Source organism: Phycicoccus sp. Root563, from assembly GCF_001427915.1.
Classification (GTDB): domain Bacteria; phylum Actinomycetota; class Actinomycetes; order Actinomycetales; family Dermatophilaceae; genus Pedococcus.
In genome coordinates this window covers 425,217-449,151 of sequence record NZ_LMGM01000001.1, presented here as the reverse complement: position 1 = coordinate 449,151, position 23,935 = coordinate 425,217, and the positions used below count along the sequence as shown (strand labels likewise).

Below are 23,935 nucleotides of genomic sequence, written 5' to 3'. Positions count from 1 at the left end.
GCGGCGGCGCCATACCCCTGTCCGCGCAGGACCGTGCCCACTAGGTTCGGTTCCGCAGCCGAGGGCGAGCCGTGGGCGGCCCGTCACCGATCCGTTCCCGATCCGTTCCAGGAGTGGCCCATGAGCAGCGCCGCGGACACCTCCGGCACCGAGTCGCCGGGCCCCGACGGGGCCGAGGCGTGGTGGCGCAGTGCGGTGATGTACCAGGTGTACCCGCGCAGCTTCGCCGACGGGAACGGTGACGGCGAGGGCGACCTGCCCGGGCTGCGGGAGCGCCTGCCCTACCTCGCCGACCTCGGTGTCGACGGGCTCTGGATCTCCCCGTGGTTCCCCTCGCCGATGGCCGACGGTGGGTACGACGTCAGCGACTTCACGGACATCCACCCGATGTTCGGGACCCTGGAGGACGCCGACGCGGTGCTGCGCGACGCCCGGGCCCTCGGACTGCGCGTCATCATCGACCTCGTCCCCAACCACACCTCCGACCAGCACCCGTGGTTCCTCGCGGCGCTCGCCGGAGGACGCGGCGCACCGGAACGGGCGCGGTACTTCTTCCGCGACGGCCGCGGCGACGGTGGCGACGAGCCGCCGAACAACTGGATCAGCGCCTTCGGTGGACCGGCGTGGAGCCGGGTCACCGAGCCGGACGGGTCCCCGGGCCAGTGGTACCTGCACCTCTTCGCCCCCGAGCAGCCGGACCTCGACTGGAGCAACCCCGACGTCCTCGACGACTTCGACGACGTGCTGCGGTTCTGGTTCGACCGAGGGGTCGACGGCCTGCGGATCGACGCCGCCCCGGCCATGTCCAAGAAGGCCGGCCTGCCCGACGCCGACTACGGCGGGGTGCTGCAGTTCCGCACCGTGGACTGGGACGACAACCCCCACTGGGACGTCGAGACCGTCCACGAGATCTTCCGCCGCTGGCGCGCGATCGCCGACTCCTACGACGGGGAGCGCGTGTTCGTCGCCGAGGCCGTCGTCAGCACCCCGGAACGGCTGAGCAAGTACCTGCGCCCCGACGAGATGCACACGGCGTTCAACTTCCCCTACCTCAAGGGTCCGTGGGAGGCCACCGCGCTGCGCACGGTCATCGACGACACGCTCGCGTCCTTCGCCCCCATGGGCATCCCCGCCACCTGGGTGCTGACGAGCCACGACGAGATCCGGCCGGTGACGAGGTACGGCCGGACGACGACGAGCTCGTACTTCATCACCGATGGTGAGGGCGAGGTGCCCGACCTCGAGCTGGGCACCCGGCGGGCGCGGGCGGCCGCGATGCTCATGCTCGCGCTGCCCGGGGGCGCGTACATCTACCAGGGTGAGGAGCTCGGCCTCCCCAACGTCGACGACCTGCCGGACGAGGTCCTGCAGGACCCCATGTTCCTGCGCAGCGGCGGGGAGATGCGAGGTCGAGACGGCTGCCGCGTGCCGCTGCCGTGGTCCGGCACCGAGCCGCCGTTCGGGTTCTCGCCCGAGGGCGTCGACCCGTGGCTCCCGCAGCCCGAGTCCTGGCGCGACCTCACGGTCGAGGCCGAGCTCGCCGACCCCGGCTCCACCCTGTCGTTGCACCGCGAGGCACTTCGGCTGCGGCACGAGCTCCCCGGGCTCGCTGCGGCGGGACTTGCCTGGCGGGAGTCGTCGTCAGGGGTGCTGGACTTCGAGCGGGGGGCGTCCCTGCGCTGCGTCGTGAACCTCTCGGGACAGTCGGTACCGCTCGAGGGCTGCACCGTCCTCCTGTCGAGCATCCCGCTCGAGGACGGCGCCCTGCCGGCGGACGCGACGGCTTGGGTCAGTCCGGGCTGACGCCGCCGCGTCCGGGAGTGGTGCGGTCCGGTCGACCGGCCTCAGGCGACCGGGCTCAGGGGGTGGATGGCGATGTCTCCGCCGAGGTGGTCGGCGCTGGCGGTCATGGCCTCGGCGATGTGCGGCGTCGTGAGGTGGGCGTCGAGGTCGGCCTGAGCGCGCCACCGCTCCAGCGTGACGAACGTCCCGGGAGCGGCCCCGGACTCGAACAGGTCGTAGGCCAGGCAGCCCTCCTCCTCGCGGGTGGCGGCGGCGAGCGTGGTGAGCAGGGCTCGAACGGTCTCCTCCGACCCGGGCTTGGCAGGAATGGTGGCGACGACGTGGAGCTCGGTCATGGTGGTGCCTCTCGGGTCGGGTGCTCCCCACACTAGGTCCGCGTGGTCCGGGCCGCAGGTGAGCGCGAAGTGGCAGTGGGACGGGACACAGGGCCCGATCCGGGCCATTCCGGACGACGACCCGACGATGCGGGCCCGGATGTCGTCGTCGTGGTCCCGGACCAGTTCCCCCTCGGCCACCTCGGGGAGGTACTGTCGCCCCGTGGATGCACGATCGGACCATGTACGCGCAGGTCAGGACCTTGGGGGAGCTGTCACCGGGGACAGCGCCGAGGCTCGCGAACGCGCGGCCGCGGACGCCCGGGTGGGCGCCGCCGACACCGTCCGAGACGTCTTCGACCAGCTCGGCGTGATGGTCGTCGCGTGGGAGGGACCGGAGCACGTGGCGGTCGCGGCCAACGCGCCGTACCGCCAGTACGTCGGCCGCGACGCCTTCATCGGCCAGCCGTGGAGCCGGGTCATGCCGGAGCTCGAGGGGCAGCAGTTCCTCGAGATCCTCGACCGTGTCTACTCCTCGGGCGAGACGCACGTCGGTTCGGAGTGGCGGTTCCAGATCCGGCGGGACGACACCGACCAGCTCCACGAGATCTACGTCGACTTCACCGTCACCCCACGGCGCGACGCCGACGGCCGGACCATCGGCGCCGTGTGCTCGGTGGTCGACGTCACCGACCGCGTCCACGAACGTCACGAGGCGGCCCTGCGCACCGCGCACGCGCAGGAGCGGTACGAGGCGGTGCACGACGTCGTCGTGGAGCTGCAGCGCGCCCTGCTGTCCATGTCGTTGCCGGTCCTGCCCACGGCCACGATCGCCGCGCGCTACCTCGTCGCCGCGCACGACCAGGCCGCCGGCGGCGACTGGTTCGACGCCTTCGTCCTCGACTCCGGCATGCTCGCGCTCGTGGTGGGCGACGTGGTCGGGCACGGCGTCGTGGCCTCTGCCGCGATGGGCCAGCTGAGGGCGGTGCTCGAGGAGCTGCTGCGCACCGAACGCGAGCTCGACACGGTGCTCGGCCGCCTCGACACGTATGCGGCGCACAACCCGACCATGCGTGCGGCCACCGTGGCAGTGGTGCTGCTCGACCCCGAGACGGGGAAGGTGGTCTACGGCCGGTGCGGCCACCCCGCTCCGCTCGTGCTGGCCGAGGACGGGACCACCCGCCTGCTCGATGCCGGCGCCGGGGGACCGTTGGGGACGGGGGCGATCCAGTCGCTGGCGCACACCACGCTGGCCCGGGGGGAGGTCGTCCTGCTCTACAGCGATGGCCTCGTCGAGCGCAGCGGCCACTCCCTGGACGACGGCGTCCGTGAGCTGAGCAAGGTGGCCTCCGACGCCATGGTCAACCGAAGCCTGCCCGTGAACGCCGCAGCCTCCGCGGCCGACCGCGTGGCCGAGCTCACCATGGAGCTGATGACGCGGAGCGGCCACGAGGACGACGTGACGGTGCTCGTCGCCCAGCGCCTCGCCCAGCGGGTCGAGGACCTCGACCTGCGCCTGACCGCGACGCGAGAGAGCCTGCACCAGGTCAACGCCGCGTTCGGGGCGTGGCTGGCTGCGCTCGGGCCGTCGGCGGCGGACCGGTTCGCCCTCGAGCTGGCCGTGACCGAGGCCGTCACCAACGTCATCGAGCACGCCTACCCGGGGGGACGACCGGGGGTGCTCAACCTCATCGCCTCGGTCCTGCCGACGGGAGGAATCGCGGTGCGCGTCGGCGACGAGGGGCGCTGGCAGGCGCCGCCGTCGAAGGCGGCGACGGGAGGACGGGGCCTGCTGCTCATGTCGCAGGTCGTCGACGAGGCCGAGGTCCTGCACCCGCCCCAGTCCGCGAACGCCCCGGAGGGGGACCGCGGGACGACCGTCGTCCTTCGTCACCGGGCGCACCGAGACGCCGTGATGGCCTCGGGCCGCAGCCTCCTGCACGACGAGACGCGGGAGGGTGACTTCCCCGAGGCCGACTTCGAGGTGGTCGTGGACGACTGCGACGAGGGGCCGGTCGTGCGCCTCACCGGGACCGTCGACCTCGACACCGCCGAACGCGCGAGGGCGGCACTGCTCGGGGCTGCGCGTGGTGGGGTGCGTTCCCTGACGATCGACCTGACCGGGGTGCACCAGCTCGCCAGCGCGGGTGTCCGGGCGTTGTTCGAGGTTCGCGAGCAGCTGCTCGCCAACCGCAAGCAGCTGGTCATCGTCGCCGAACCGGGCAGCCCGGCAGCGATCGTCCTCGAGCTCGTCTCGCTGGCCTACCACCATCCCCTCACTGCGCCGCCGACGACCGCCTGAGGTCCGGGCGGGGCCGCGTCACCAGCGCGGTCGCCACCTGGTCTGCCAGCAGCACGGCGGTGCGGCGCTGGTCGCGGGTCGGGCGGATGACGCGCGAGGCGGCGGTGAGCAGGAAGGTGCCGAGGACCTCGCCGGCGGCGGTGACCTCCACCGCGACCTCCGTGTCCACGGGCAGGCCGTCGCGGTCGACGTCGTGGCTGCTGCCGCGGCCGGTCAGGGCGCCGGTGCGCGACAACCGCGGCACCCCCGGTGCTGCCGGGCCGGCCTGGAAACGGCACCGGTCCAGCCCGAGGACGGCGGTGATCCGCTCACACACGTCGGCCACGAGGACGTCGACGGGGCGGTCCGCTCCCTGGGCCGCATCGGCGCTCGCGACGAGGCCGTCCAGGAAGCCCGAGGCCCGGCTCGCGCGGGCCTGCTGCCGCCGCCCCCACAGGGACAGCTCGGTGACGGCCACGCCGACCAGCATGAGCAGGGCCATCGCCTCGAGGTCCTCGCGGTCGTGGATCGCGAGCTGTCCGTAGGGTCGGGTCAGCAGGACGTCGAACCAGACGGCTGCCGAGGCAGCAGCGAGCAACCCGGCCGAGCGCAGTCCGGTGGACGCCGCCGCGACGACGAGGACCACGAGGACCAGGACGGCCGGCGCGTTGGCGACCTCGGCACGCACCGTGGTGAGGGCGAGGCACGCGAGCAGCGGGAGGCCGGCCGCGAGGCCGAGGACGAGGGGGCGGCCCGAGGACGCCGTCATGGTGGTCACACCTCCATGACGCCGCGCCGGTCGGCGAGGGTCAAGGGGCCTTGACGCGATCCATACGCCGGATGTCGGTGTGTGCGAGGGTGGTCACGTGCCCGTACCCGTCGAAGGATTCGCCCACGTCCGCCTCACCGTCACCGACCTCGCCCGGTCGAAGGAGTTCTACGACGCCGTCTTCGGGTGGGACGTCGCCTTGGAGGTGCCCGAGGGCGCCGACGAGCAGACCCGTGAGCAGCTCGCGTTCCTCTACGGGGGAGTGATCTACACGTTCGGCGGGGGCCTGTTCGGCCTGCGTCCCGTCGCGCCGGAGTCCGACGAGTTCTCCGAGGACCGCGTGGGTCTGGACCACGTGGCCTTCGCCGTCGCGTCCTTGGCGGAGCTCGAGGCGGCCGCGGCCACCCTCGACGAGCTCGGCGTCGCCCACGAGGACATCAAGGACCTGGGCCGGATGTCGATCCTGGAGTTCCGCGACCCCGACGGTGTCGCGCTGGAGCTGACCGCCCCGACCGGCTGACGGTCAGAGGCGTTCGCGCACCGGTGGCACAGGGAGCCGGATGCCCCTGGGGCTGTGGCCGTGCCGCTGGTGCTCCTCCGACGCCTCGCTCCCGGAGGGGTGCACGACGGCGACGGGGCAGTGGGCCGCCCTGACGACGGCCTGCGACACCGAACCCTTGACCCAACCCGAGACGACGCCGCGCCCACGGGTGCCCACCACGAGCAGGCAGGCGTTCTCGCTCAGCCGGGCCAGCTCCTCGACGGGGTGTCCCTGGACGACCGAGCGTCGGACGTCGACGTCGGGGTACTGCTCCCCGAACCCGGCGAGGGCCTCCGACGTGACCGACCGCTCCTGCTCACCGGCCTGCTCCCAGTCGACCGACCACGCCATGGAGGCCGAGGCGCCCTCGACGGCGTCGAGCTGCCAGGTGTGCACGACGGTGATCCCGACCCCGCGGGAGGCTGCCTGCTCGAAGGCGAAGGCGAGTGCGGCCACCGAGGTCTCGGTGCCGTCGACGCCGACCACGACCCGCGCGTCCGGGACGGAACGGGTCGCCGCCTCGTGGACCACGACGACCGGGCTGTGCGCGTGGGCGCAGACGTGGGTGGAGACCGAACCCATGAGCAGGCCCCGGAGGGGACCGAGCCCGCGCGCCCCGACCACGACCAGGGCGGCGTCGCGCGAGGCGCCCACCAGGGCCTCTCCCGGCGACCCGGCGCCCGTCTCCACGGCGACCTCGAGCCCGGGGTGTGCACTGCGGACCCGCGCCGCAGCCTGGGTGGCGGCGTCGACGGCTGCCCTCCGGACGGAGTCGTCGAGGTCGGTGACGACCGTCCCCCCGGGCACGCCGGCCCTGACGGCGGGGTAGGTCGGCAGCGAGTAGGCGTGCACGACCAGCAGTCGGCAGCGGCTGCGGGCGGCTTCGACGGCAGCCCACTCGAGGGCCAGCTCGCTGGTGTGGGACAGGTCGATGCCGACGACCACGGTGCGGTGGTTGGTGTCCATGGAATGCTCCTGGTTCTCGTCTCTGTGGAGTCCACGGTGGCTGCGAGATCCCTGTCGGCACAGGGCACTTGGTCCCTGTGCCGCTCCATCGACGACCGACAGGGTGGGGTCACCACTTCCCTCGAAGGAGACTCCATGCTGGTGCGCGAGCTCATGACCGTCCCGGCCCACAGCGTCCGCACGGGGAGCACCCTCGAGCTGGCGATCCAGCTGCTGGCCCGGGCCAAGCTGTCCGCGCTCCCCGTCGTCGATGCCGACCACCGGGTGGTCGGCATCGTCAGCGAGGCCGACATCCTGCGGCTGCACCTCACCCCGGACCCGCGGGCGCACCTGCGCCCCATGGAGATCGAGGCCGGGCCGTGGCCACAGCTCGTGGACGAGGTGATGACCCCCGACCCCGTGACCGTGCTGGAGACCTCGGACGTGGCGGAGCTCGGGCAGCTGCTGGCCGACACCGGCTGGAAGAGTGTTCCCGTGACCCGGGACCGGGTCCTGGTCGGGATGGTCAGCCGCAGCGACATCCTGCGGTCGATGACCACGTCGGACAGCGTGATCCGCCGGCACCTCACGAGGGAGTTCGCAGCCCTGGGCCGGGCCCGCTGGTCGGTGAGCGTCGCCGAGGGCGAGGTGACGGTGTCCGGCACGCGGGGTGGGCGCGAGGCCCGCCTCGCGCAGGTGATGGCGTCGGCGGTCGCCGGGGTGCGCCGCGTGGTCGTCACCGGTGGCGTGGTCGGTGACCAGGACCCCTCGAGCGGTCAGCCGGGTGGTGCGGGCGCCTGACGCGAGCCGGACGGAGCACGACCGCGACACCGGAGGTGGTGCCGCGGTCGTCCTCGAGCCGGCTGGTGCTAGCGCAGCCAGCGGTGGTGCCGCACGACGGTCAGGCGGTTCCACGCCCTCCCTAGACCGAGGTGCTTCCCGGCACCCGAGGCGAGCAGGACGACCAGGGCCAGGGCGTACACGAGGTGGTCGTCCATGAAGGGGTTGTTGTCCGGGGGCAGGTAGGCGCTCCACATCATCACCAGCATGGCCGAGCCGGCCACGGTCGCGATGCGCATCCCCACGCCGAGGACCAACGCGACGCCGATGCCGAACAGGCCGAGCATGAACAGCCAGTCGGCCCAGGCCGCGCCGGCGAAGCTGCTGTAGAAGTCCTTGAGCGGTCCGGCGGTCCCGAACGTCAGGAACCCCTTGGTGGGTGAGCCCCCGTTGACCCAGGCGGCATCGCCGAACCGGTCGACCACGCCGGTCTTGGCGTCCCTCCCGGTGGCGAACCCGAGGGCGAACAGCTTGTCCAGGAAGGCCCACAGGAACACCCATCCCAGGGCGAGGCGAAGGAGTCCGAGGGCGGTACCCAGACCCTGCTGCTGGGAGGGTTCCTGAGGCGCCTTGGTGGTACTGGTCGATCCGCGGTGGCGCGAGATGGTGGACATCGTCTTCTCCTTGTCAGGCATGGCTGGGGCCGTGGGACGGGGTCGAGCGACCCCTCCCTCGGCGCCGTGGCGCCAAGAGCCCAGTCATGACGTTAGGAGCCGGATGCCGCTGTCTCCCAGTGGCTTTGGTCCCTGACGTCCGATGTGGCGGCACGCGGCACGACGTGCACCGGGCACCGTGCGTGCGCCGAGCAGTAGGCACCCACCTGCGTCCCACCGGGACCCGCGTCGTCGCTGCTCCGGTCCTGCCCCACGACCAGCCCGACGGCCTTGGAGCTGCGCTCGACGAGGACGACCGCGGGGTCGCCGGTGGGTGACTCGAAGGTCACGCCACGGTGCTTCCCGTGGCGCAACGCCTTGAGCCCGGCCGCGAACGTCGCGCTCTCGGCCTCGGCCCGCTCGGTGGGGTCGAGCCCCACCGGCACGACCTGGACGAACCGGATCGAGGCGCCCAGGCTCGCGGCCAGCTCGACCCCCCGGACGGCGACACCCAGTGCCATGCCGTCGTTGACGAGGCCGACGACCACCTCTCGCGCGGTCGGGTCGGGGTGGCTGGGTCGAGGCACGTTGGTCATGGGGCCAGTCTCTGCGAACCTGCGCGCGGACCGACACGGGCGAAGGTCCCGCCCACCGTCGCCCGTCGAGGTCCGGCACCGGGCACGGCCCGTATGCCGCCGCAGCGGCGCCGTTCGCGGCACACCGGTCCCGCGCCGCCGGCCCCGCCTATCCTCGGGCCATGGACCCCGGCAAACCCCACGCAGTCCCTGTCCCGTCCTCACCGCAGACCGATGGCCTGCTGGACGCGGTCATCGCGGTCAGCGCCGGGCTCGAGCTCTCCGAGGTGCTCACGCGCATCGTCCGGTCCGCGTGCACGCTGGTGGGCGCCCGGTACGGCGCTCTGGGGGTCCTGGCACCGGATCGCGACCACCTGATGGAGTTCATCACCCACGGCCTGGGGGAGGAGGAACGGCAACGGATCGGCGACCCACCCCGAGGGCACGGCGTGCTCGGCCTGCTCATCCGCGACCCGCGTCCGCGCCGGATCGCCGACATCACGTCCCACCCCGACTCGTACGGGTTCCCGCCCAACCACCCGCCGATGAGCAGCTTCCTCGGGGCACCGATCCGCGTCCGGGACGAGGTGTTCGGCAACCTGTACCTCGCGGTGAAGGAGGGGGCGCCCGAGTTCTCCGACGAGGACCAGGAGCTCGTCGTGGCCCTGGCCGCTGCGGCGGGTGTGGCCATCGAGAACGCCCGCCTCTACGAACGCACCCAGGTCCAGCGCCAGTGGGCGCAGGCCGTGGCCGACGTGACCCAGGCGCTGCTCGAGGGGGAGACCGAGACCGCCGCCCTGGGGGTCGTCGCCGACCAGGTCTGCCGCGTGTCGGGGGCGAGGGCCTGTGCCATCGCCCTGGAGCGCGAAGGGCTGCCGCAGGTGGTCGGAGTGGTGCACCGGCGTGACAGCGGTGCCGTCGAGATCCCCGACGGGAAAGGCGATTTCGGCACCCTGGCCGGACCGCACTGGGAGCAGGTGCGTGACGTCCGCCAGCCCCTGCTGCTCATCCCGGGGGAGCAGCAGGCCGCAGTGGCGGAGATCGTCGACGACGTCGTGGCCATCACCGGGGTCGAGAGCTCCGGCCCGACCGCGCTCGTGCCGATCGTCGCCGGAGCCACCCCAGTGGGGGCCTTGCTGGTCTGCTGGGAGTCGGCCGACCAGGACGTGGCGTCCGGGGTGCTCGGGCCGTTGCAGGAGTTCGCCCAGCACGTGGGGCTCGCGCTGGTGGCGGCCAGCGCCCAGAAGGACCGGGCCGTGGTCGCCCTGCTGGAGGACCGGGAGCGCATCGCGCGGGACATGCACGACCACGTGATCCAGCGGCTCTTCGCCACGGGGCTGTCCCTCCAGGCCAGCGGGAGGCTGGCGCAGCACCCGATGGTGCGGTCCCGGCTCGAGGAGGCGGTGGGGGAGCTCGACCTCGCCATCAAGGACATCAGGCAGGCCATCTACCAGCTGACCCCCCTCCCGGCGCCGACCGGCCTGCGGGGTCGGCTGGAGGAGCTGGTCGGCAGCTACACCGACGTGCTGGGCTTCGCGGCGCGGCTGGAGCTGTTCGGTGAGGCCGTGGGCATCACCCCGGAGCAGGAGCAGGACGTGGCGGCGGTGGTCCGCGAGGGCCTGGCCAACGTGGCCCGTCACGCGCAGGCGACCTCGGCGACGGTCCGGGTGTCGATGGGGCCGAGCCTCGAGGTCGTCATCGTCGACGACGGCGTCGGCGCACCGGCGACCGGCCGGCGCAGCGGCCTGGCCAACCTCGCCGAGCGCGCTGCGGCCCGGGGCGGTCAGTGCGCCGTCAGTGCCGCACACCCGTGCGGCACCCGCCTCACGTGGAGCGTCCCCACGGGCGGCGGTGCGGCCCCTGCCGGTCGTGCTGCCCGACCGGGGGGACCATGGTCCCGGGCGTGAGCGCCGCCAGGTGTCATCGTGGTCTCGGCGTCATCGTCGCCACCACCAGCACGCCCGAAGGAGCACCATGACGACGATCTTCCTCCTGGACGACCACGAGATCGTGCGCCGTGGCCTGCGTGAGCTGCTCGAGGGCACACCGGGTTTCACGGTGATCGGGGAGTCGGGGTCGGCCCAGGAGGCCGCCCGTCGCATCCCGGCGCTGCGCCCCGACGTGGCGATCTTCGACGCCCGGCTCCCCGACGGGTCCGGGATCGAGGCGTGCCGCCAGGTGCGGTCGGTCGACCCGTCCATCGCCGGGCTGATCCTGACGTCGTTCGACGACGACACCGCGCTCACGGCTGCGATCCTGGCCGGTGCCGCCGGGTACCTGCTCAAGGACATCCGTGGCAACGGTCTCGTCGAGGCCATCGAGCGGGTCGCCCGCGGCGAGAACCTGCTGGACCCCGAGCGGGCACGTCGGGTGCGCACCGACTGGTCGCAGGACCACGACGCCGACCCCCGGCTGCGGTCCCTCAGCCCCCAGGAGCGCCGCATCCTCGACCACATCGCCGCAGGGCTGACCAACCGCCAGATCGGCGAGGCCATGTCCCTGGCGGAGAAGACGGTGAAGAACTACGTCACGTCGGTCCTGGCCAAGATGAACATGGAGCGACGCACGCAGGCCGCCGTCTACGTCGCCACCCACGGCGCCGGTGGTCGCGGCGGGCGCGCCGTCCCGTAGGCGACCGGGAAGGCATCCGCGGGGCCGGGTCCACCACCGAGCCCACCACGAGCCCACCTTCGAGCGCACCTTCGAGCCCACCACCGACGTCAGCCGGGCAGGAGCATCCGACCGGTGACCTGACGGGTGGACACCCGGACCCAGCGCGCCTCGCGCTCGTCGAGCCTGACCCACGGACGACGGGCGAGCGAGACCAGCCGAGCGGCCTCGGCCTCGTCGGTGACGACCGCGGCCGTCCCGTGCACGAGCACGGACCAGCCCGAACGGGCTGCCGCGTCCCACTCGTCGACCTGGAAGGACACGGCGTCCCCGTCCAGCGCGGCCTGGATCTTGGAGCCTCCGGCGGTCCGGAAGCAGATGTCCACCCCGTCGAGCAGGTGGTTGACGGGGAGCACCGCGATCTCGCCGTCGAGTGGGAACGCCAGGCGGCCGACGGGGGCCGCCCCCAGACGGTTCAGGCAGTCCTCCAGGTCGAGGACCCGCAGGCCCGTGTGGTCGGTGGCGTATGCGGTGCCCGGCCCTTCCCGAGGGACGGCGCCGGGGACGGCGGGGGAGGTGTCGAGGTCGTTCATGGGAGCTCCTTGTCCGAAGGGGTGGACGGGGTGGCAGGGGTGCCGCCCCCGGTGGTCAGGGGGTGCCCGGATGGCTGGACGGCACGACGGTCAGGGGGCACCGGGCGTGCGTCACGAGCGACGCGCTCACCGAACCCAGGAGCAGACCCCGGAAGCCACCGCGGCCGCGTGTCCCGACGACGAGCAACTGGGCGTCGCGCGACTCCTCGGCGAGGATCGTCGCGGCGTGGCCGCGGACGAGGGTGGTGGCGACGTGGACGTCGGGGTACTTCTCCTGCCACCCGGCCAGCATCTCGGCGACCTCGAGTCGTTGGGACTCGGCGACGTCGCGCCACTCGCCCTCCCAGTCGCGCCCCGACAGGAACGGGTCGGGCTCCTCCCACCACCACGTGTGGACAGCGAGCAGGGGAGCCTCGCGGGAGGAGGCCTCGGCGAACGCCCAGGCGACAGCGGGCATCGACTGCTCCGAGGCGTCCACGCCGACGACGACCGGTCCGTGGGCCTTCCAGTCACCCCGGTGCGGAGCCAGCAGCACGGGGCAGCGGGCGTGCGCGGCGACGGCGCGACTGGTCGAGCCCAGGAGCAGCCCGGAGGCGCGGCCGAGACCACCCGAGTCGACGACGACGAGGTCGGCCGTCCGGCTGGCGTCGACGAGCGCTGCAGCCGGGTCGGCGACGACGGTCCCGCGGGTCACCTCGAGGTCGGGCGCGGCCTCGCGCGCCTGACGGGCTGCCGCCTCGGCGACGAGGTCCTGCGCCTCCAGCCGCTCGGTCGTCCAGGGCACGATCCCCACACCTGTCGCGTGCAGGACGTGCAGGGGCCGACGCAGGCGACGGGCCTCCTCGACGGCGACGTCCAGCGCCCGGTGGGCGGCCGCCGACCCGTCGACCCCGACGACCACGGCGTGCCGCGGTGGTTCGTCCAACCTGTTCATGACCAGCTCCTCTCGCTCTCCTGCCTGCCCACGGTCGCCCTGAGGGGGCATCGGCGGGAGGGGCGAAGGTCCCGGACGTGGGCACGGGACCTTCGCCCCATACGGCTGTTGCGGGCCGGGAGGACGCTGCTGTCATGACCACGAGCACCGCACCCGCCACCCACGAGATCCCCCGGCACGAGTGCTGGGCCCTGCTGCGCGAGGCCGTCGTCGGACGGCTCGCGACGGCCATCGACGGCCAGCCGGAGATCTTCCCGGTCAACCACGTCGTCGACCACGCGTCGATCGTCATCCGCACCGCTGCCGGCACCAAGCTCGAGAGCGCCCTGGGCCACCTCGTGGCGTTCGAGGTCGACGGGTACGACGTGGCCACCGCCACTGCGTGGAGCGTCGTCGTCAAGGGCCGGGCGGCCGAGGTGTCCCGGCTGCACGACGTCCTCGAGGCCCTGTCCCTGCCGCTGTTCCCGTGGCACGACTCGGTGAAGCCGCACTTCCTGCGGGTCGAGGCGGACGAGGTCAGCGGGCGTCGGTTCGCCGTCGCCGGCGGCGTCCACCGCAGCGAGCCGTCCGGCCCGGCGACACCATGACGACGCGGCCGGAGGAGGGCCTGGCGGTCGTCGTCGGGTGCGACGGGTCCTGGGAGTCCGTCGAGGCGGTCGACGTGGCCGTCGAGGAGGCTCGGCGCCGAGCGCTCCCGCTGGTCGTCCTCACCGTCGAGGACGGTCGCGGCGCCGGGCTGCACGACCTGCGCGACTGGTCCCGGGCGAGCGCCGAAGGCGCGCTGTGGGCCGGTGCGATCGGGTGTCGTGCGCTCGAGCGCGTGGGCGACCGGGTCCCTGTCACGGCCCTCACCGCCACGGAGGTGGACTCCCCCCAGCTCGACGGGCTCGCCGGGGGGACGGCCCTGCTCGTCGTGGGCCGGCACGGCTCCGGGGGACTCGGGGCCTTCGCCTCCGGCTCGACCAGCGAACAGCTCGTCCGCCGCCTTCGGTGCCCCGTGCTCGTGGCCGGCCCGAGGCCCGGGGCTGGCGCGGTCCACCGGGTCGGCGGGCCGCACCCGGTGGTCGTCGTGGGCGTCGACGACGAACCGAGCGCCGCCGTCGTGCTGCGTGTCGCCGTCGAGGCGGCCCAGCTCCGGGGCTGGGCCCTCACGGTCGTGCACGCCGTCCCGCGGACGGACACCGAGCTGCACCTGCTCGCGCGGGGTGTCTGGGAGCGGCACGGCGACCTCCTGTTGGCCCAGCGGTCGCCCGACCACTCCCTGGCCCGGGTCGTCGTCGAGGTCGAACGACCGGTGCCGGCGCTGCTGTCCCACGCCGGACCCCACGACCTGGTCGTCGTGGGGACCCACGGGGAAGGTCGGCTCGCAGGACTCATCAGCGGGTCCGTCGCCCGTGGCGTCCTCGACCGGATGCCCTGCGACGTGCTGGTCGTCCCGCCCCACGTCGTCGCGCCCGACGCCGTCCCGGTGCCCCGACCCGACCAGGTCGCGGCCGCCGCGGTCGAACCCGACCGCCGGCACTGATCCCCGCCGGCACTGATCCCCGCCGGTCCTCAGGGAACGACGACGCGCTCCCCGAGGCGCGGGACGACGACCGTCGCACCCGTCTCCCGACGCAACCGGTCGGCCAGCGCGGCGGCGGCCTGCGGCTCGCCGTGCGTCACGAAGACCGCCTCGGGCGGCTGGACGAGACCGATGACCCACGCGACCAGCTCGTCGGCGTCGGCGTGCACCGAGAAGCCCTGGTCCTGGACGACCTCGGCCCGCACCCGGACGTACGCCCCGGCGATCTTGACCTCGTGGGCGCCCTCGGCGAGCGCCCGACCCCGGGTGCCGACGGCCTGGTAGCCCGTCAGGACGACGGTGTTGCGGCGGTCAGGGAGGAGGGTGCGCAGGTGGTGCACGACCCTCCCGCCGGACGCCATCCCGGACGAGGAGACGATGATGCTCGGCTCCTTGGGGCGGTTGACCCGTTCCGACTCCTGTGCGGTCGGGAGGGTGCGCAACCCCGGCAGCCGCACGAGGTCGTCGCTGACGCCGAGGCGGAGCTCGTCCCGGTGCCGGGGGTCCCGGTAGACGTCGAGGACCCTCAGGGCCATCGGACTGTCCACGTACACGGGGACCTGCGGGATCCGGTGCTCGTGCCAGAGCAGGCTCAGGGCGTTGAGGACCAGCTCGGTGCGGTCGACGGCGAACGCGGGGACGAGCACCGAGCCGCCGCGCGCGACGGTGCGACGGATCGTCTCGGCGAGCAGGTGGTGGTCGGGGTCGAGGGAGGGGTGGCTGCGGTCGCCGTAGGTCGACTCCACCACCACGGTGCGTGCGGCCGGCGCGGGCTCCCGAGGGCGCAGGACAGGATGCTCCGGGCGCCCCAGGTCGCCGGAGAACAGCACCGTGGTGTCGGCGGTGGTCAGGTGCGCGCTGGCGGACCCGAGGACGTGTCCGGCACGGACGAGGACCAGGGTGCCTGCCCCCTCCAGGGCCACCGACACGCCATACCCCGTCTGCCGGAACTGTCGCAGCGCCTGCTCGACGTCCCCGGCGGTGTACAGCGGCACGGGCGGGTCGTGCCGGGAGTAGCCACTGGTGCGGGCGTAGGACGCCTCCTCCTCGAGGAGGTGGGCGCTGTCGCGCAGGACGATCGGCGCGAGGTCCGCGGTGCCGGGCGTGCACCACACCGGACCGTCCAGGCCCTGGCGCACGAGGGCAGGGAGGTAGCCGCAGTGGTCGAGGTGCGCGTGGGTCAGCACCACGTCGTCGATGCCTGCGGGTGAGACGGGGAAGGGATCCCAGTTCCGGTGCCCCCACTGGCGTTCGCCCTGGTAGAGGCCGCAGTCGACGAGGGTTCGGGCCCCGGAGTGCTCGACCAGGGTCCTGCTGCCCGTGACCGTCCCCGCGGCACCCAGGAAGGTGAGCACCGTGGTCATCGGTCGGCCCGCCGGCCCGGTCGGTGGGCAGCGGACTGCGACGCCGAGGGGCACACCACGGCCACGGCCGTCCCGGGGTGGTCCCGGCGGACGCGCTCCACCGCACCGACGAGGCTGCGCACGACGGTGCGGTCGTGCGCCCCCAGCGCCACGAGGACGGCGTCGCAGCCTGGGTCGTCGGCGAGGGCGTCGACGGCCGCGGCGAGGCTCGTCGACGTGCAGGAGGGGGTGAGGTCGACGACGTCACGGACGCTGGCAGAGGGGGCGGCGCACGACACGAGCCGGAGGGCCCGCCCTCCCCGCGAGGAGGTGTGGGGCGCGGACGTCGTCGGGCACATGGTCGGGCTCCTCGCTCGAGAGCGGTGGTGCAGCTGTGCTCACCCCACTGTCGTCGTCGGTGGCGACACCCGGGCAGAGACCTAGGTCCCTTCCCGCGGGCCGCAGCGAGGTCCTGCCGCGGTCAGGGGCGGTCGATCTCCGCGAACACCGGGCGCCCCAGGGTGGGCTGGGACAGCAGTCGACCGAAGTCGGTGGTGTTGCGCGAGATCGAGATGAGGAGCCGTCCGTCTGCCAGCCGTATGCCGGGATGGGCCAGGGGGGCGTAACGCAGCTGCCCGGCGGGGTCGCGGAACTCGGCACGGACCCCACGCCTCGGGGTCCACGGCCCGGTGGGCGAGCCCGACGTCCACGAGTAGACCGTGCTGCCGAGGTCGCCGTCGCGCTTCGAGACGACGACGAAACGCCCGTCCACGACGTCGACCGACAGGGTCTGCGACACCCCACCCTCAGCCGGGAGCACGGCCGTCGCGGAGTCGGGGTCGAGCGACCAGCGCACCCCGTCCCAGAACTGCCAGGTGCCGCGGTCCCGCGCGTCGGCCGCCGGGGCGCGGGCGACGTACAGGGCTCGTCCGAAGGAGGTACGCCCGGGCAACCGCGTGCCGTAGACGTAGATCCACCGACCCTGGACCGTCATCGCCGAACCCCAGTTGACCTGGTCGGCCGCCGTGCTGTCCGGGGTGATGTCGAGCTGGCTCTGCAGCTGCGGAGACCCGGCCGTCGTGGCGTCGAAAACCGTTGCGCTGCTACCGAGATACGTGAAGTCGAGAGCGCCGGCCGTGCCTCTGCGGATGCGCGCCGAGATGACCACGAGCAGGGTCCGATCGCCGCGTCGCAGGGTGGCGACGGACATGGGCCAGTGCACGACACCGTCCTCGCGGTCGCGGATGACCGGACCACTGTCCCGCGTCTGCACCTGCGAGGTGCACAAGCCGCTCGTCACCAGCATCGAGTTGGCGACGACCCGGGGACGGACGTCATCGCGACGGACGGTGTCGCCGAAGACCCACACGATCCGACCGTCCGGCAGCCTCGTGCTGGCGCCGATGTCACCGGCCTGCCACAGGGGCAGGTCGAGCCCGGCGACGACGCGGTTCAGCTCGTCCACCGTCACCGCCGGCGGGGTCGTGCCCGTGACCACCGGGCACGAGGGCGTGAGCCGCGGGTATGCCGCCTGCGTCGAGACCCGGGGTCCGGTCCCGCCGCCGGTCCGCGAGGGCGTCGCGGTGCACCCGGCCAGCGTCGTGGCGGCGAGCACCAGCGCCAGGACTCGCCTCCGTCCGGTAGTCGAAGCCGTCGAAGGGGCAGCCGACGGGTGGCGGACCGGTCGCCGGGGCCGGGGGAGTGCGGGCACGGAGGAAGCGTAGGGCGGCGACACGCGGACCCCACATGTGGTGCTGTCAATCGCCCCCGTCACCCGCATATGGTGTGTCTCGCTGGTCCGGGTCCCGTGCACACGGGACCCGGGGCAAGAGGGAACCCGGTGCGAGTCCGGGACTGCCCCGCAGCGGTGAGTGGAAACGACAGTCGTCACCAAGCACTGCACGCCTCGGCGTGTGGGAAGCGACGGCCAGTAGGTGTCTCGCCGGGTCCCAGGACCGTCCACGGACGGTCGGGGGAGCCGGCAACGACGGGTCCACGAGTCCGAAGACCTGCCAGCGGCCGCGCACACCGTGCGCGGTTGAGTCGTGGCCTCGAGGGTGGGTCACCCGGCTTCTGCAGTCCCGTGTCGGTGTGCCGGCACGGCTGCGTCGTCGTCCCCCCTCGCGCCCGCGGCACCGATTCGCTCGCGAGGAGAGAGCAGGATGACCCAGGCCCCCGTGGTCGACCCGTCGACCACCAGCACCACCCCCACCCGTCGGACGAGCATGGCCGTGCGCAAGCGCAACGGCGACAGCGAACCCGTCGACGTCATGAAGATCGTCCGCGCCGTCGAGCGCTGGTGCGACGACCTCGGCGAGGTCGACCCCATGGCGATCGCCACCCGCACGATCAGCGGCCTCTACGACGGTGCGACGACCGCCGAGCTCGACCGCCTGTCCATCCAGACCGCCGCGGAGATGACGGCGAGCGAGCCGGAGTACTCGCGGCTCGCCGCGCGCCTGCTGTCCAACTACATCGACAAGGAGGTGCGCGGACAGCAGATCGCGTCGTTCAGCCAGGCCGTCCGCCTCGGCCACCTCGAGGGCCTCATCGGCGACGAGACCGCCGCCTTCGTGGAGGCCAACGCCCGCAAGCTCGACCACGCCGTCGACGTGTCGAACGACCGTCGCTTCGAGTACTTCGGGCTGCGGACCGTGTACGACCGCTACCTGCTGCGGCACCCCGAGACCCGCAGCGTCATCGAGACCCCGCAGTACTTCCTGCTGCGCGTCGCCTGCGGCCTCTCGCGCACCCCGCAGGAGGCCATCGCCTTCTACCGGCTGATGGCATCGCTGGCCTACCTGCCCAGCTCGCCCACGCTGTTCAACTCCGGCACGCGGCACACCCAGATGTCCTCGTGCTACCTCGTGGACTCGCCGCAGGACCAGCTCGAGTCGATCTACGACCGCTACGCCCAGGTCGCGAAGCTCTCGAAGTTCGCCGGGGGCATTGGGATCTCGTGGTCCCGGGTCCGCTCGCGAGGCGCCCTGATCCGGGGCACGAACGGCCACTCCAACGGCATCGTCCCGTGGCTGCGCACGCTCGACTCGTCGGTCTCCGCCGTCAACCAGGGCGGCCGTCGCAAGGGTGCGGCCTGCGTCTACCTCGAGCCGTGGCACCCCGACATCGAGGAGTTCCTCGAGCTGCGTGACAACACCGGCGAGGACGCACGGCGCACCCACAACCTCAACCTCGCCAACTGGATCCCCGACGAGTTCATGCGCCGGGTGGAGGCGGACGAGCAGTGGAGCCTGATCGACCCCGACCAGGTGCCCGAGCTCCCCGACCTGTGGGGCCCCGCCTTCGAGGCCGCGTATGCCGCCGCGGAGCGCGACGGCCGCGTGGTGCGCACCGTCAGCGCGCGCGAGCTCTACGGCAAGATGATGCGGACGCTCGCCCAGACGGGCAACGGCTGGATGACGTTCAAGGACGCCAGCAACCGCACCTGCAACCAGACCAGCGACGACCAGGTGGTCGGCTCACCGGTGGTCCACCTGTCCAACCTCTGCACGGAGATCATCGAGGTCTCCAGCAACGACGAGACCGCGGTCTGCAACCTCGGCTCGGTCAACCTCGCCCAGCACCTCACCACCGGCCGCGATGCCGTCGACTGGGCGAAGCTGCGCGCCACCGTCCGCACCGCGGTGACCTACCTCGACCGGGTCATCGACATCAACTACTACCCGAGCGAGGAGTCGGCGGCCTCCAACCCGCGCTGGCGCCCCGTGGGACTCGGGGTGATGGGGCTGCAGGACGTCTTCTTCGCCCTGCGGCTGCCGTTCGACTCCGACGAGGCCAAGGAGCTGTCCACCCGCATCGCCGAGGAGGTCTACCTCTCGGCGCTCGAGCGGTCGACCGAGCTGGCCTCCGTGCACGGTCCGCACCCTGCATACGAGCAGACGCGCGCGGCTCGCGGCGATCTCCAGCCGGACCTCTGGGACGTGACCCCGACGCAGGCGGAGCGTTGGACGGAGCTGCGGAAGGCCATCAAGGAGAACGGTCTTCGCAACTCCCTGCTCATCGCCATCGCGCCGACGGCGACCATCGCGTCGATCGCCGGGGTGTACGAGTGCATCGAGCCGCAGGTGTCGACGCTGTTCAAGCGGGAGACGCTGTCGGGGGAGTTCCTCCAGGTCAACACGGCGCTGGTGCGCGAGCTCAAGGCGCGCGACCTGTGGACCCCCGAGGTGCGTGAGGCGATCAAGCGCAGCGAGGGGTCGGTGCAGGGCATCACGGCGATCCCCGAGGACGTCCGCCACCTCTTCCGCACGGCGTGGGAGCTGCCGCAGAAGGCGCTCATCGAGCTGGCGGCCGCGCGCCAGCCGTACATCGACCAGAGCCAGTCGCTCAACCTCTTCCTCGCGTCACCGACCATCGGGAAGCTCAGCTCGATGTACCTCTACGCGTGGAAGGCCGGGCTCAAGACGACCTACTACCTGAGGTCCCGCCCGGCCACGCGCATCCAGCAGGCCACGATCGGCCTGACCGCCGCCCCACCCACCGTCACCGACGAGGCAGCCATCGCGTGCTCCCTCGAGAACCCCGAGAGCTGCGAGGCCTGCGAATGACCACCACGACCGACACCACCACGACCGGCCCGACCGCCACGAAGATGCTGCTCGACCCCGGGATGAACCTCACCCTGCGGCCGATGCGCTACCCGCACTTCTACGAGCGGTACCGCGACGCCATCAAGAACACCTGGACCGTGGAGGAGGTGGACCTGCACAGCGACCTCAAGGACCTCCAGCGGCTGACGGCGGCCGAACGACACCTCGTCAGCCGTTTGGTGGCGTTCTTCGCGACCGGCGACACGATCGTCGCGAACAACCTCGTCCTCAACCTCTACCAGCACGTCAACTCACCGGAGGGACGGCTCTACCTCAGCCGTCAGCTGTTCGAGGAGGCCGTGCACGTGCAGTTCTACCTGACGCTGCTCGACACCTACGTGCCTGACGAGAAGGAGCGGCACGAGGCGTTCGCCGCGGTCGACAACATCCCGTCGATCAAGGCCAAGGCGGACTTCTGCTTCGAGTGGATCGACACCGTGTTCGAGCTCGACCAGCTCGAGACGCGTGAGCACCGCAGGGCGTTCCTGCTCAACCTGATCTGCTTCGCGGCGTGCATCGAGGGGTTGTTCTTCTACGGCGCCTTCGCGTACGTCTACTTCCTGCGGTCCCGGGGTCTGCTCAACGGTCTGGCCAGCGGCACCAACTGGGTGTTCCGCGACGAGTCGATGCACATGGCGTTCGCCTTCGACGTCGTCGACACGGTGCGGGCCGAGGAGCCCGACCTGTTCGACGACGAGCTCGCCGACCAGGTGCGGGCGATGATCCGGGCCGCCGTGGACGCCGAGGCGCAGTTCGCCGAGGACCTGCTCGGCGGGGGAGTGGCGGGCCTGTCCACCGCGGACATGCGCACGTACCTCGAGTCGGTCGCCGACCGACGGCTCGAGCAGCTCGGCCTCGCGCCGGAGTACGGCTCGAAGAACCCGCTGGCGTTCATGGAGCTCCAGGACGTGCAGGAGCTGTCGAACTTCTTCGAGCGCCGCGTGTCCGCCTACCAGATGGGGGTCAGCGGCTCGGTCGGGTTCGACGAGGACTTCTGAGCCCTGGTCGGGCGCCTCGCGAGGGGGAGGCGCCCGACCAGCCGCGGAGGCGGTGCGGGGTTAGGGTCGCGGTATGAAGCCTGTGCGCGTGGCCCTCGGTGCCTTCCTCGTCCTCATCGGGGTGGTCTGGTTCCTCCAGGGCATCGACGTCCTCGGCGGCAGCGTGATGAGCGGCGTGACCCTGTGGGCCGTCATCGGCCCGGTCGTCGCGGTCGTCGGGGTCGTGCTGGCCCTCAGCGGCCTGCGGGGCGGTCGTCACCGCACCCTCCACGAGGACTGACCGAGGTCACCACCAGCCCTGGCGGCGGGCCCAGCGCAGCAGCCAGAGGCTGATCGACGTCATCACGGCGAGGACGACGACGAGCTGGACCCAGTGGGTGCTCTGGTTGACGATCACGTTCATCCCGTAGACCGAGGCGATGGCGGTGACCGGCAGCGTGATCGCGGCGATGACCGCCAGCCGCTCCATCGCCACGGTCATCTTCGTCGTGACCCGGGTCTGGTAGAGCTCGATGACGCCGAACAGGAACGCGCTCTCGCCGTCGGCGAGGCTGCGCACCCGGTCGAACTGCTCACTCAGGTCCTGGGCATGGCGCCGGGACTGCGTGGAGGAGAAGCGGTCCAGCGAGGCGAGCCTGCCGAAGATCTCGTGGGCCTGCCCCGCCTGCGTCCGGGAGATCAGGAGCTCGTGGCGGAGGAGGAACAGCTGCTCGAGCAGCACCTCCGGCTGCCGGAAGTCCGATCCCATGACCTGCATCTCGAGGGCGGGGAGACGGGCTGCCACCGAGCGCACCACCTCGCTCTGCCGCCGCGCCATGGCCGACCCGATCGCGTACGAGAGGTCCCCGGGAGTGGTGGGCCGGAGCCGTCCCGCGGCGATGCGTTCGCGGACGGCGTCGGTCTGGGCGGTGGCCTCGGACGCGGGGACGGCGGGGTTGCGTGGGCCGTGGACGGTGACGAGGTAGCGGGCACCGACGAGCTGGTCGAGCTCGAGCATGTGGACGTGCCCGCCCTCCCCGGGGAGTGGCGTGTGCACGACGACGAAGGTGTGGTCCTCGTAACCGTGGACCGTCGGGACGAAGTTGCGCTCTCGGCAGGCCTTGAGCACCAACGGGTGCGCGTGGAGCACGTCCCGCAGGACGTGCTCCACCTCGTCGTCGAAGTCCGGGGCGTCCACCCAGACGAAGCCCTCGGAGCGGGCCAGCAGCGCGGCGATGTCCGAGGACGGGTGAGGTTCGATCCCGTCCGCCGTCACCAGCCAGGTGTCCACCGGTCCCGGCTCACTCGCTGAAGCTGGACTCCAGCGTGATGGGCACCGACAGCGCCTGGCTCACCGGGCAGCCCGCCTTGGCGGCCTGGGCGGCCTCGTCGAACTGCTCGGCCGTCAGTCCGGGGACGACACCCGTGACCGTGAGCGCGACCCCGGTGATGCCGGTGCCCGGTTGGAACGTCACTGCCGCGGTGGTGTCGATCGACGTGGCCGGCGTGCCCGCCTGGGCCAGCCCGTGCGAGAGCGCCATCGAGAAGCAGGTCGAGTGCGCTGCTGCGATGAGCTCCTCCGGACTGGTCCTGCCGTTCGCCTCCTCCGCGCGCGAGGGCCAGGTCACGTCGTACGTCCCGAGGCCGGACGAGTCGAGGGTGACGCTCCCGGCACCCTCCATGAGGGAGCCCTCCCAGTGGGCCGAGGCGTTGCGGGTGGTGGCCATGACTTCTCCTGACGGTGTGGGTGGATGGGGGTGGGTCAGAACGTGGTGTACCCGCCGTCGGCCACGAGGACCGACCCCGTGACGAACGACGACGCGTCGCTGGCGAGGAAGACCACGGCGGGCGCGAGCTCCTCGACGGTGCCGTAGCGCCGCATCGGTGCGTCGTCGATCCAGTGCTGGCGGAACTTCGGGTCGTCGACCGGCGACATGTCGGTCTTGATGTAGCCGGGGGCGAGGGCGTTGACCCGGACTCCGTGCGGCGCCCACTCGGCGGCGAGGCTGCGGGTCAGGTGGTGGACCGCGGCCTTCGAGGCGTTGTACGCGGGCTGCCACTGTGGTCGGTTGACGATGAAGCCCGACATCGAGCCGATGTTGACGATCGACCCGGACCCCTCGGCGACGAAGTGACGACCGAACGTCTGCGAGCAGGTCCACACGGCGTCGACGTTGACCGCCATGACGGCCCGCCAGTCCTCCGGCGTGACGTCCAGGGCGGGTGCGTGGACGCAGGCACCGGCGTTGTTGACGAGGATGTCGACCCGCCCGAAGGCTGCGAGCGTCGCGTCGAGCACGCGTTGGACGTCGTCGGGCACGGTGACGTCGGCCTCGACGAACTCGGTGCGGATGTCCTTGGCGCGCAACGTCGCGAGCACACCCTCCGCTGCGGACACGTCACGTCCGACGAGGACCACGCTGGCGCCGGCGTCCCCGAGCGCCTCGGCGAACCCGGCACCGAGCCCGCGCGTCCCTCCGGTCACGACGGCGACGCGGCCCGCGAGGGAGAAACGCTCCAGTGCACTCATGCGAGCCAATCTATGGGGCAGCGCGTATCAGGGCGAGGGGTGTGGACCTCCTGTCTCGTGACGGCGACGACGACGACGACGAGCGTGGGAGCGGACGATGACGATCCTCGGCA

General features: G+C 72.4%; 24 protein-coding genes and 1 riboswitch. Of the genes, 11 read left to right on the top strand and 13 right to left on the bottom strand.

The features are described 5' to 3' along the window. The first annotated feature begins 120 nt into the window (after positions 1–120). Positions 121–1,803 (top strand): glycoside hydrolase family 13 protein, encoded by a 1,683-nt coding sequence (locus ASD62_RS02135; RefSeq protein WP_056914562.1) that lies wholly within the window; start codon positions 121–123, stop codon positions 1,801–1,803. 41 nt (positions 1,804–1,844) lie between these two features. On the opposite strand, the gene ASD62_RS02130 is transcribed toward ASD62_RS02135, so the two are convergent. Next, the gene (locus tag ASD62_RS02130) at positions 1,845–2,138 is read right to left on the bottom strand and encodes a putative quinol monooxygenase (RefSeq protein ID WP_056917090.1); all 294 of its coding nucleotides are present in this window, start codon (positions 2,136–2,138) and stop codon (positions 1,845–1,847) included. A 202-nt stretch (positions 2,139–2,340) separates the two neighbouring features. Here ASD62_RS02130 and ASD62_RS02125 point away from each other — a divergent pair, with 202 nt between their 5' ends. After that, the gene (locus ASD62_RS02125) at positions 2,341–4,419 is read left to right on the top strand and encodes a SpoIIE family protein phosphatase (RefSeq protein WP_162254746.1); all 2,079 of its coding nucleotides are present in this window, start codon (positions 2,341–2,343) and stop codon (positions 4,417–4,419) included. On the opposite strand, the gene ASD62_RS02120 is transcribed toward ASD62_RS02125, so the two are convergent. Then, positions 4,394–5,167 carry a DUF4118 domain-containing protein gene (locus ASD62_RS02120; protein ID WP_235530744.1) on the bottom strand — a complete coding sequence of 258 codons (774 nt, stop codon included), beginning with the start codon at positions 5,165–5,167 and terminating at the stop codon, positions 4,394–4,396. The genes ASD62_RS02125 and ASD62_RS02120 overlap by 26 nt on opposite strands. A 97-nt stretch (positions 5,168–5,264) precedes the next feature. Between ASD62_RS02120 and ASD62_RS02115 the strand changes: the two genes are divergently transcribed. Beyond that, positions 5,265–5,687 (top strand): VOC family protein, encoded by a 423-nt coding sequence (locus ASD62_RS02115; protein ID WP_056914559.1) that lies wholly within the window; start codon positions 5,265–5,267, stop codon positions 5,685–5,687. A 3-nt stretch (positions 5,688–5,690) separates the two neighbouring features. On the opposite strand, the gene ASD62_RS02110 is transcribed toward ASD62_RS02115, so the two are convergent. Then, the gene (locus ASD62_RS02110) at positions 5,691–6,674 is read right to left on the bottom strand and encodes a universal stress protein (RefSeq protein WP_056914558.1); all 984 of its coding nucleotides are present in this window, start codon (positions 6,672–6,674) and stop codon (positions 5,691–5,693) included. A 135-nt stretch (positions 6,675–6,809) separates the two neighbouring features. Between ASD62_RS02110 and ASD62_RS02105 the strand changes: the two genes are divergently transcribed. Further along, positions 6,810–7,454 carry a CBS domain-containing protein gene (locus ASD62_RS02105; protein ID WP_056914557.1) on the top strand — a complete coding sequence of 215 codons (645 nt, stop codon included), beginning with the start codon at positions 6,810–6,812 and terminating at the stop codon, positions 7,452–7,454. A gap of 68 nt (positions 7,455–7,522) precedes the next feature. Here the strand turns inward: ASD62_RS02105 and ASD62_RS02100 are convergent, their stop codons facing one another. Both ASD62_RS02100 and ASD62_RS02095 read right to left on the bottom strand, forming a co-directional pair. Continuing rightward, positions 7,523–8,107 (bottom strand): hypothetical protein, encoded by a 585-nt coding sequence (locus ASD62_RS02100; RefSeq protein ID WP_056917089.1) that lies wholly within the window; start codon positions 8,105–8,107, stop codon positions 7,523–7,525. Between the two features lie 92 nt (positions 8,108–8,199). Beyond that, complete coding sequence (locus tag ASD62_RS02095) at positions 8,200–8,682, bottom strand: universal stress protein (RefSeq protein WP_056914556.1); 483 nt, start codon at positions 8,680–8,682, stop codon at positions 8,200–8,202. Between the two features lie 161 nt (positions 8,683–8,843). Here ASD62_RS02095 and ASD62_RS02090 point away from each other — a divergent pair, with 161 nt between their 5' ends. Further along, positions 8,844–10,568 (top strand): GAF domain-containing sensor histidine kinase, encoded by a 1,725-nt coding sequence (locus ASD62_RS02090; protein ID WP_056914555.1) that lies wholly within the window; start codon positions 8,844–8,846, stop codon positions 10,566–10,568. 67 nt (positions 10,569–10,635) lie between these two features. After that, entirely contained in the window at positions 10,636–11,292 is a 657-nt protein-coding gene (locus ASD62_RS02085) for a response regulator transcription factor (protein WP_056914554.1), read from the top strand. A gap of 89 nt (positions 11,293–11,381) precedes the next feature. On the opposite strand, the gene ASD62_RS02080 is transcribed toward ASD62_RS02085, so the two are convergent. Both ASD62_RS02080 and ASD62_RS02075 read right to left on the bottom strand, forming a co-directional pair. Beyond that, positions 11,382–11,864, bottom strand: coding sequence for a pyridoxamine 5'-phosphate oxidase family protein (locus ASD62_RS02080; protein WP_056914553.1), 483 nt, complete (start codon positions 11,862–11,864; stop codon positions 11,382–11,384). Positions 11,865–11,919: 55 nt separating this feature from the next. Next, positions 11,920–12,798, bottom strand: a complete 879-nt coding sequence (locus ASD62_RS02075; RefSeq protein ID WP_056914552.1) for a universal stress protein — start codon at positions 12,796–12,798, stop codon at positions 11,920–11,922. A 134-nt stretch (positions 12,799–12,932) separates the two neighbouring features. Here ASD62_RS02075 and ASD62_RS02070 point away from each other — a divergent pair, with 134 nt between their 5' ends. Both ASD62_RS02070 and ASD62_RS02065 read left to right on the top strand, forming a co-directional pair. After that, positions 12,933–13,385 (top strand): pyridoxamine 5'-phosphate oxidase family protein, encoded by a 453-nt coding sequence (locus tag ASD62_RS02070; RefSeq protein WP_056914551.1) that lies wholly within the window; start codon positions 12,933–12,935, stop codon positions 13,383–13,385. Further along, on the top strand, positions 13,382–14,323 hold the full coding sequence (locus tag ASD62_RS02065) for a universal stress protein (protein ID WP_056914550.1): 942 nt from the start codon (positions 13,382–13,384) through the stop codon (positions 14,321–14,323). The genes ASD62_RS02070 and ASD62_RS02065 overlap by 4 nt, the downstream gene beginning before the upstream one ends. Positions 14,324–14,352: 29 nt before the next feature. Here the strand turns inward: ASD62_RS02065 and ASD62_RS02060 are convergent, their stop codons facing one another. The 3 genes from ASD62_RS02060 to ASD62_RS02050 all read right to left on the bottom strand — a co-directional run bounded on the left by ASD62_RS02060 (position 14,353) and on the right by ASD62_RS02050 (position 17,320). Further along, a complete protein-coding gene (locus ASD62_RS02060; protein ID WP_056914549.1) occupies positions 14,353–15,726 on the bottom strand; it encodes an MBL fold metallo-hydrolase RNA specificity domain-containing protein in 1,374 nt (457 codons plus the stop codon). After that, entirely contained in the window at positions 15,723–16,064 is a 342-nt protein-coding gene (locus ASD62_RS02055) for a hypothetical protein (RefSeq protein ID WP_056914548.1), read from the bottom strand. Before ASD62_RS02055 ends, ASD62_RS02060 begins: the two co-directional genes overlap by 4 nt. Before the next feature lie 122 nt (positions 16,065–16,186). Beyond that, the gene (locus ASD62_RS02050; protein ID WP_056914547.1) at positions 16,187–17,320 is read right to left on the bottom strand and encodes a DUF4185 domain-containing protein; all 1,134 of its coding nucleotides are present in this window, start codon (positions 17,318–17,320) and stop codon (positions 16,187–16,189) included. A gap of 162 nt (positions 17,321–17,482) precedes the next feature. Further along, a riboswitch (cobalamin riboswitch) is annotated at positions 17,483–17,737 on the top strand. A gap of 130 nt (positions 17,738–17,867) precedes the next feature. Here ASD62_RS02050 and ASD62_RS02045 point away from each other — a divergent pair. From ASD62_RS02045 to ASD62_RS02035, 3 genes are all read left to right on the top strand, one after another. Beyond that, a complete protein-coding gene (locus tag ASD62_RS02045) occupies positions 17,868–20,273 on the top strand; it encodes a ribonucleoside-diphosphate reductase subunit alpha (protein WP_056914546.1) in 2,406 nt (801 codons plus the stop codon). Further along, a complete protein-coding gene (locus tag ASD62_RS02040) occupies positions 20,270–21,313 on the top strand; it encodes a ribonucleotide-diphosphate reductase subunit beta (RefSeq protein WP_056914545.1) in 1,044 nt (347 codons plus the stop codon). Before ASD62_RS02045 ends, ASD62_RS02040 begins: the two co-directional genes overlap by 4 nt. A 73-nt stretch (positions 21,314–21,386) precedes the next feature. After that, the gene (locus ASD62_RS02035; protein WP_056914544.1) at positions 21,387–21,593 is read left to right on the top strand and encodes a hypothetical protein; all 207 of its coding nucleotides are present in this window, start codon (positions 21,387–21,389) and stop codon (positions 21,591–21,593) included. 6 nt (positions 21,594–21,599) lie between these two features. Here the strand turns inward: ASD62_RS02035 and ASD62_RS02030 are convergent, their stop codons facing one another. The 3 genes from ASD62_RS02030 to ASD62_RS02020 are packed head-to-tail and all read right to left on the bottom strand — an operon-like array spanning position 21,600 to position 23,822. Beyond that, positions 21,600–22,583 carry a magnesium transporter CorA family protein gene (locus tag ASD62_RS02030; protein WP_056914543.1) on the bottom strand — a complete coding sequence of 328 codons (984 nt, stop codon included), beginning with the start codon at positions 22,581–22,583 and terminating at the stop codon, positions 21,600–21,602. Positions 22,584–22,593: 10 nt separating this feature from the next. After that, complete coding sequence (locus ASD62_RS02025) at positions 22,594–23,019, bottom strand: OsmC family protein (RefSeq protein ID WP_056914542.1); 426 nt, start codon at positions 23,017–23,019, stop codon at positions 22,594–22,596. Positions 23,020–23,054: 35 nt separating this feature from the next. Next, the gene (locus tag ASD62_RS02020) at positions 23,055–23,822 is read right to left on the bottom strand and encodes an SDR family NAD(P)-dependent oxidoreductase (protein WP_056914541.1); all 768 of its coding nucleotides are present in this window, start codon (positions 23,820–23,822) and stop codon (positions 23,055–23,057) included. Between the last annotated feature and the right edge of the window lie 113 nt (positions 23,823–23,935).

Coding starts and splice junctions, on each gene's coding strand:
- ASD62_RS02020 (WP_056914541.1), bottom strand. CDS start 23,822: ATGAGTGCACTGGAGCGTTTCTCCCTCGCGGGCCGCGTCGCCGTCGTG.
- ASD62_RS02075 (WP_056914552.1), bottom strand. CDS start 12,798: ATGAACAGGTTGGACGAACCACCGCGGCACGCCGTGGTCGTCGGGGTC.
- ASD62_RS02120 (WP_235530744.1), bottom strand. CDS start 5,167: ATGACGGCGTCCTCGGGCCGCCCCCTCGTCCTCGGCCTCGCGGCCGGC.
- ASD62_RS02105 (WP_056914557.1), top strand. CDS start 6,810: ATGCTGGTGCGCGAGCTCATGACCGTCCCGGCCCACAGCGTCCGCACG.
- ASD62_RS02130 (WP_056917090.1), bottom strand. CDS start 2,138: ATGACCGAGCTCCACGTCGTCGCCACCATTCCTGCCAAGCCCGGGTCG.
- ASD62_RS02100 (WP_056917089.1), bottom strand. CDS start 8,107: ATGTCCACCATCTCGCGCCACCGCGGATCGACCAGTACCACCAAGGCG.
- ASD62_RS02085 (WP_056914554.1), top strand. CDS start 10,636: ATGACGACGATCTTCCTCCTGGACGACCACGAGATCGTGCGCCGTGGC.
- ASD62_RS02055 (WP_056914548.1), bottom strand. CDS start 16,064: ATGTGCCCGACGACGTCCGCGCCCCACACCTCCTCGCGGGGAGGGCGG.
- ASD62_RS02060 (WP_056914549.1), bottom strand. CDS start 15,726: ATGACCACGGTGCTCACCTTCCTGGGTGCCGCGGGGACGGTCACGGGC.
- ASD62_RS02095 (WP_056914556.1), bottom strand. CDS start 8,682: ATGACCAACGTGCCTCGACCCAGCCACCCCGACCCGACCGCGCGAGAG.
- ASD62_RS02135 (WP_056914562.1), top strand. CDS start 121: ATGAGCAGCGCCGCGGACACCTCCGGCACCGAGTCGCCGGGCCCCGAC.
- ASD62_RS02045 (WP_056914546.1), top strand. CDS start 17,868: ATGACCCAGGCCCCCGTGGTCGACCCGTCGACCACCAGCACCACCCCC.
- ASD62_RS02040 (WP_056914545.1), top strand. CDS start 20,270: ATGACCACCACGACCGACACCACCACGACCGGCCCGACCGCCACGAAG.
- ASD62_RS02070 (WP_056914551.1), top strand. CDS start 12,933: ATGACCACGAGCACCGCACCCGCCACCCACGAGATCCCCCGGCACGAG.
- ASD62_RS02025 (WP_056914542.1), bottom strand. CDS start 23,019: ATGGCCACCACCCGCAACGCCTCGGCCCACTGGGAGGGCTCCCTCATG.
- ASD62_RS02080 (WP_056914553.1), bottom strand. CDS start 11,864: ATGAACGACCTCGACACCTCCCCCGCCGTCCCCGGCGCCGTCCCTCGG.
- ASD62_RS02065 (WP_056914550.1), top strand. CDS start 13,382: ATGACGACGCGGCCGGAGGAGGGCCTGGCGGTCGTCGTCGGGTGCGAC.
- ASD62_RS02110 (WP_056914558.1), bottom strand. CDS start 6,674: ATGGACACCAACCACCGCACCGTGGTCGTCGGCATCGACCTGTCCCAC.
- ASD62_RS02035 (WP_056914544.1), top strand. CDS start 21,387: ATGAAGCCTGTGCGCGTGGCCCTCGGTGCCTTCCTCGTCCTCATCGGG.
- ASD62_RS02090 (WP_056914555.1), top strand. CDS start 8,844: ATGGACCCCGGCAAACCCCACGCAGTCCCTGTCCCGTCCTCACCGCAG.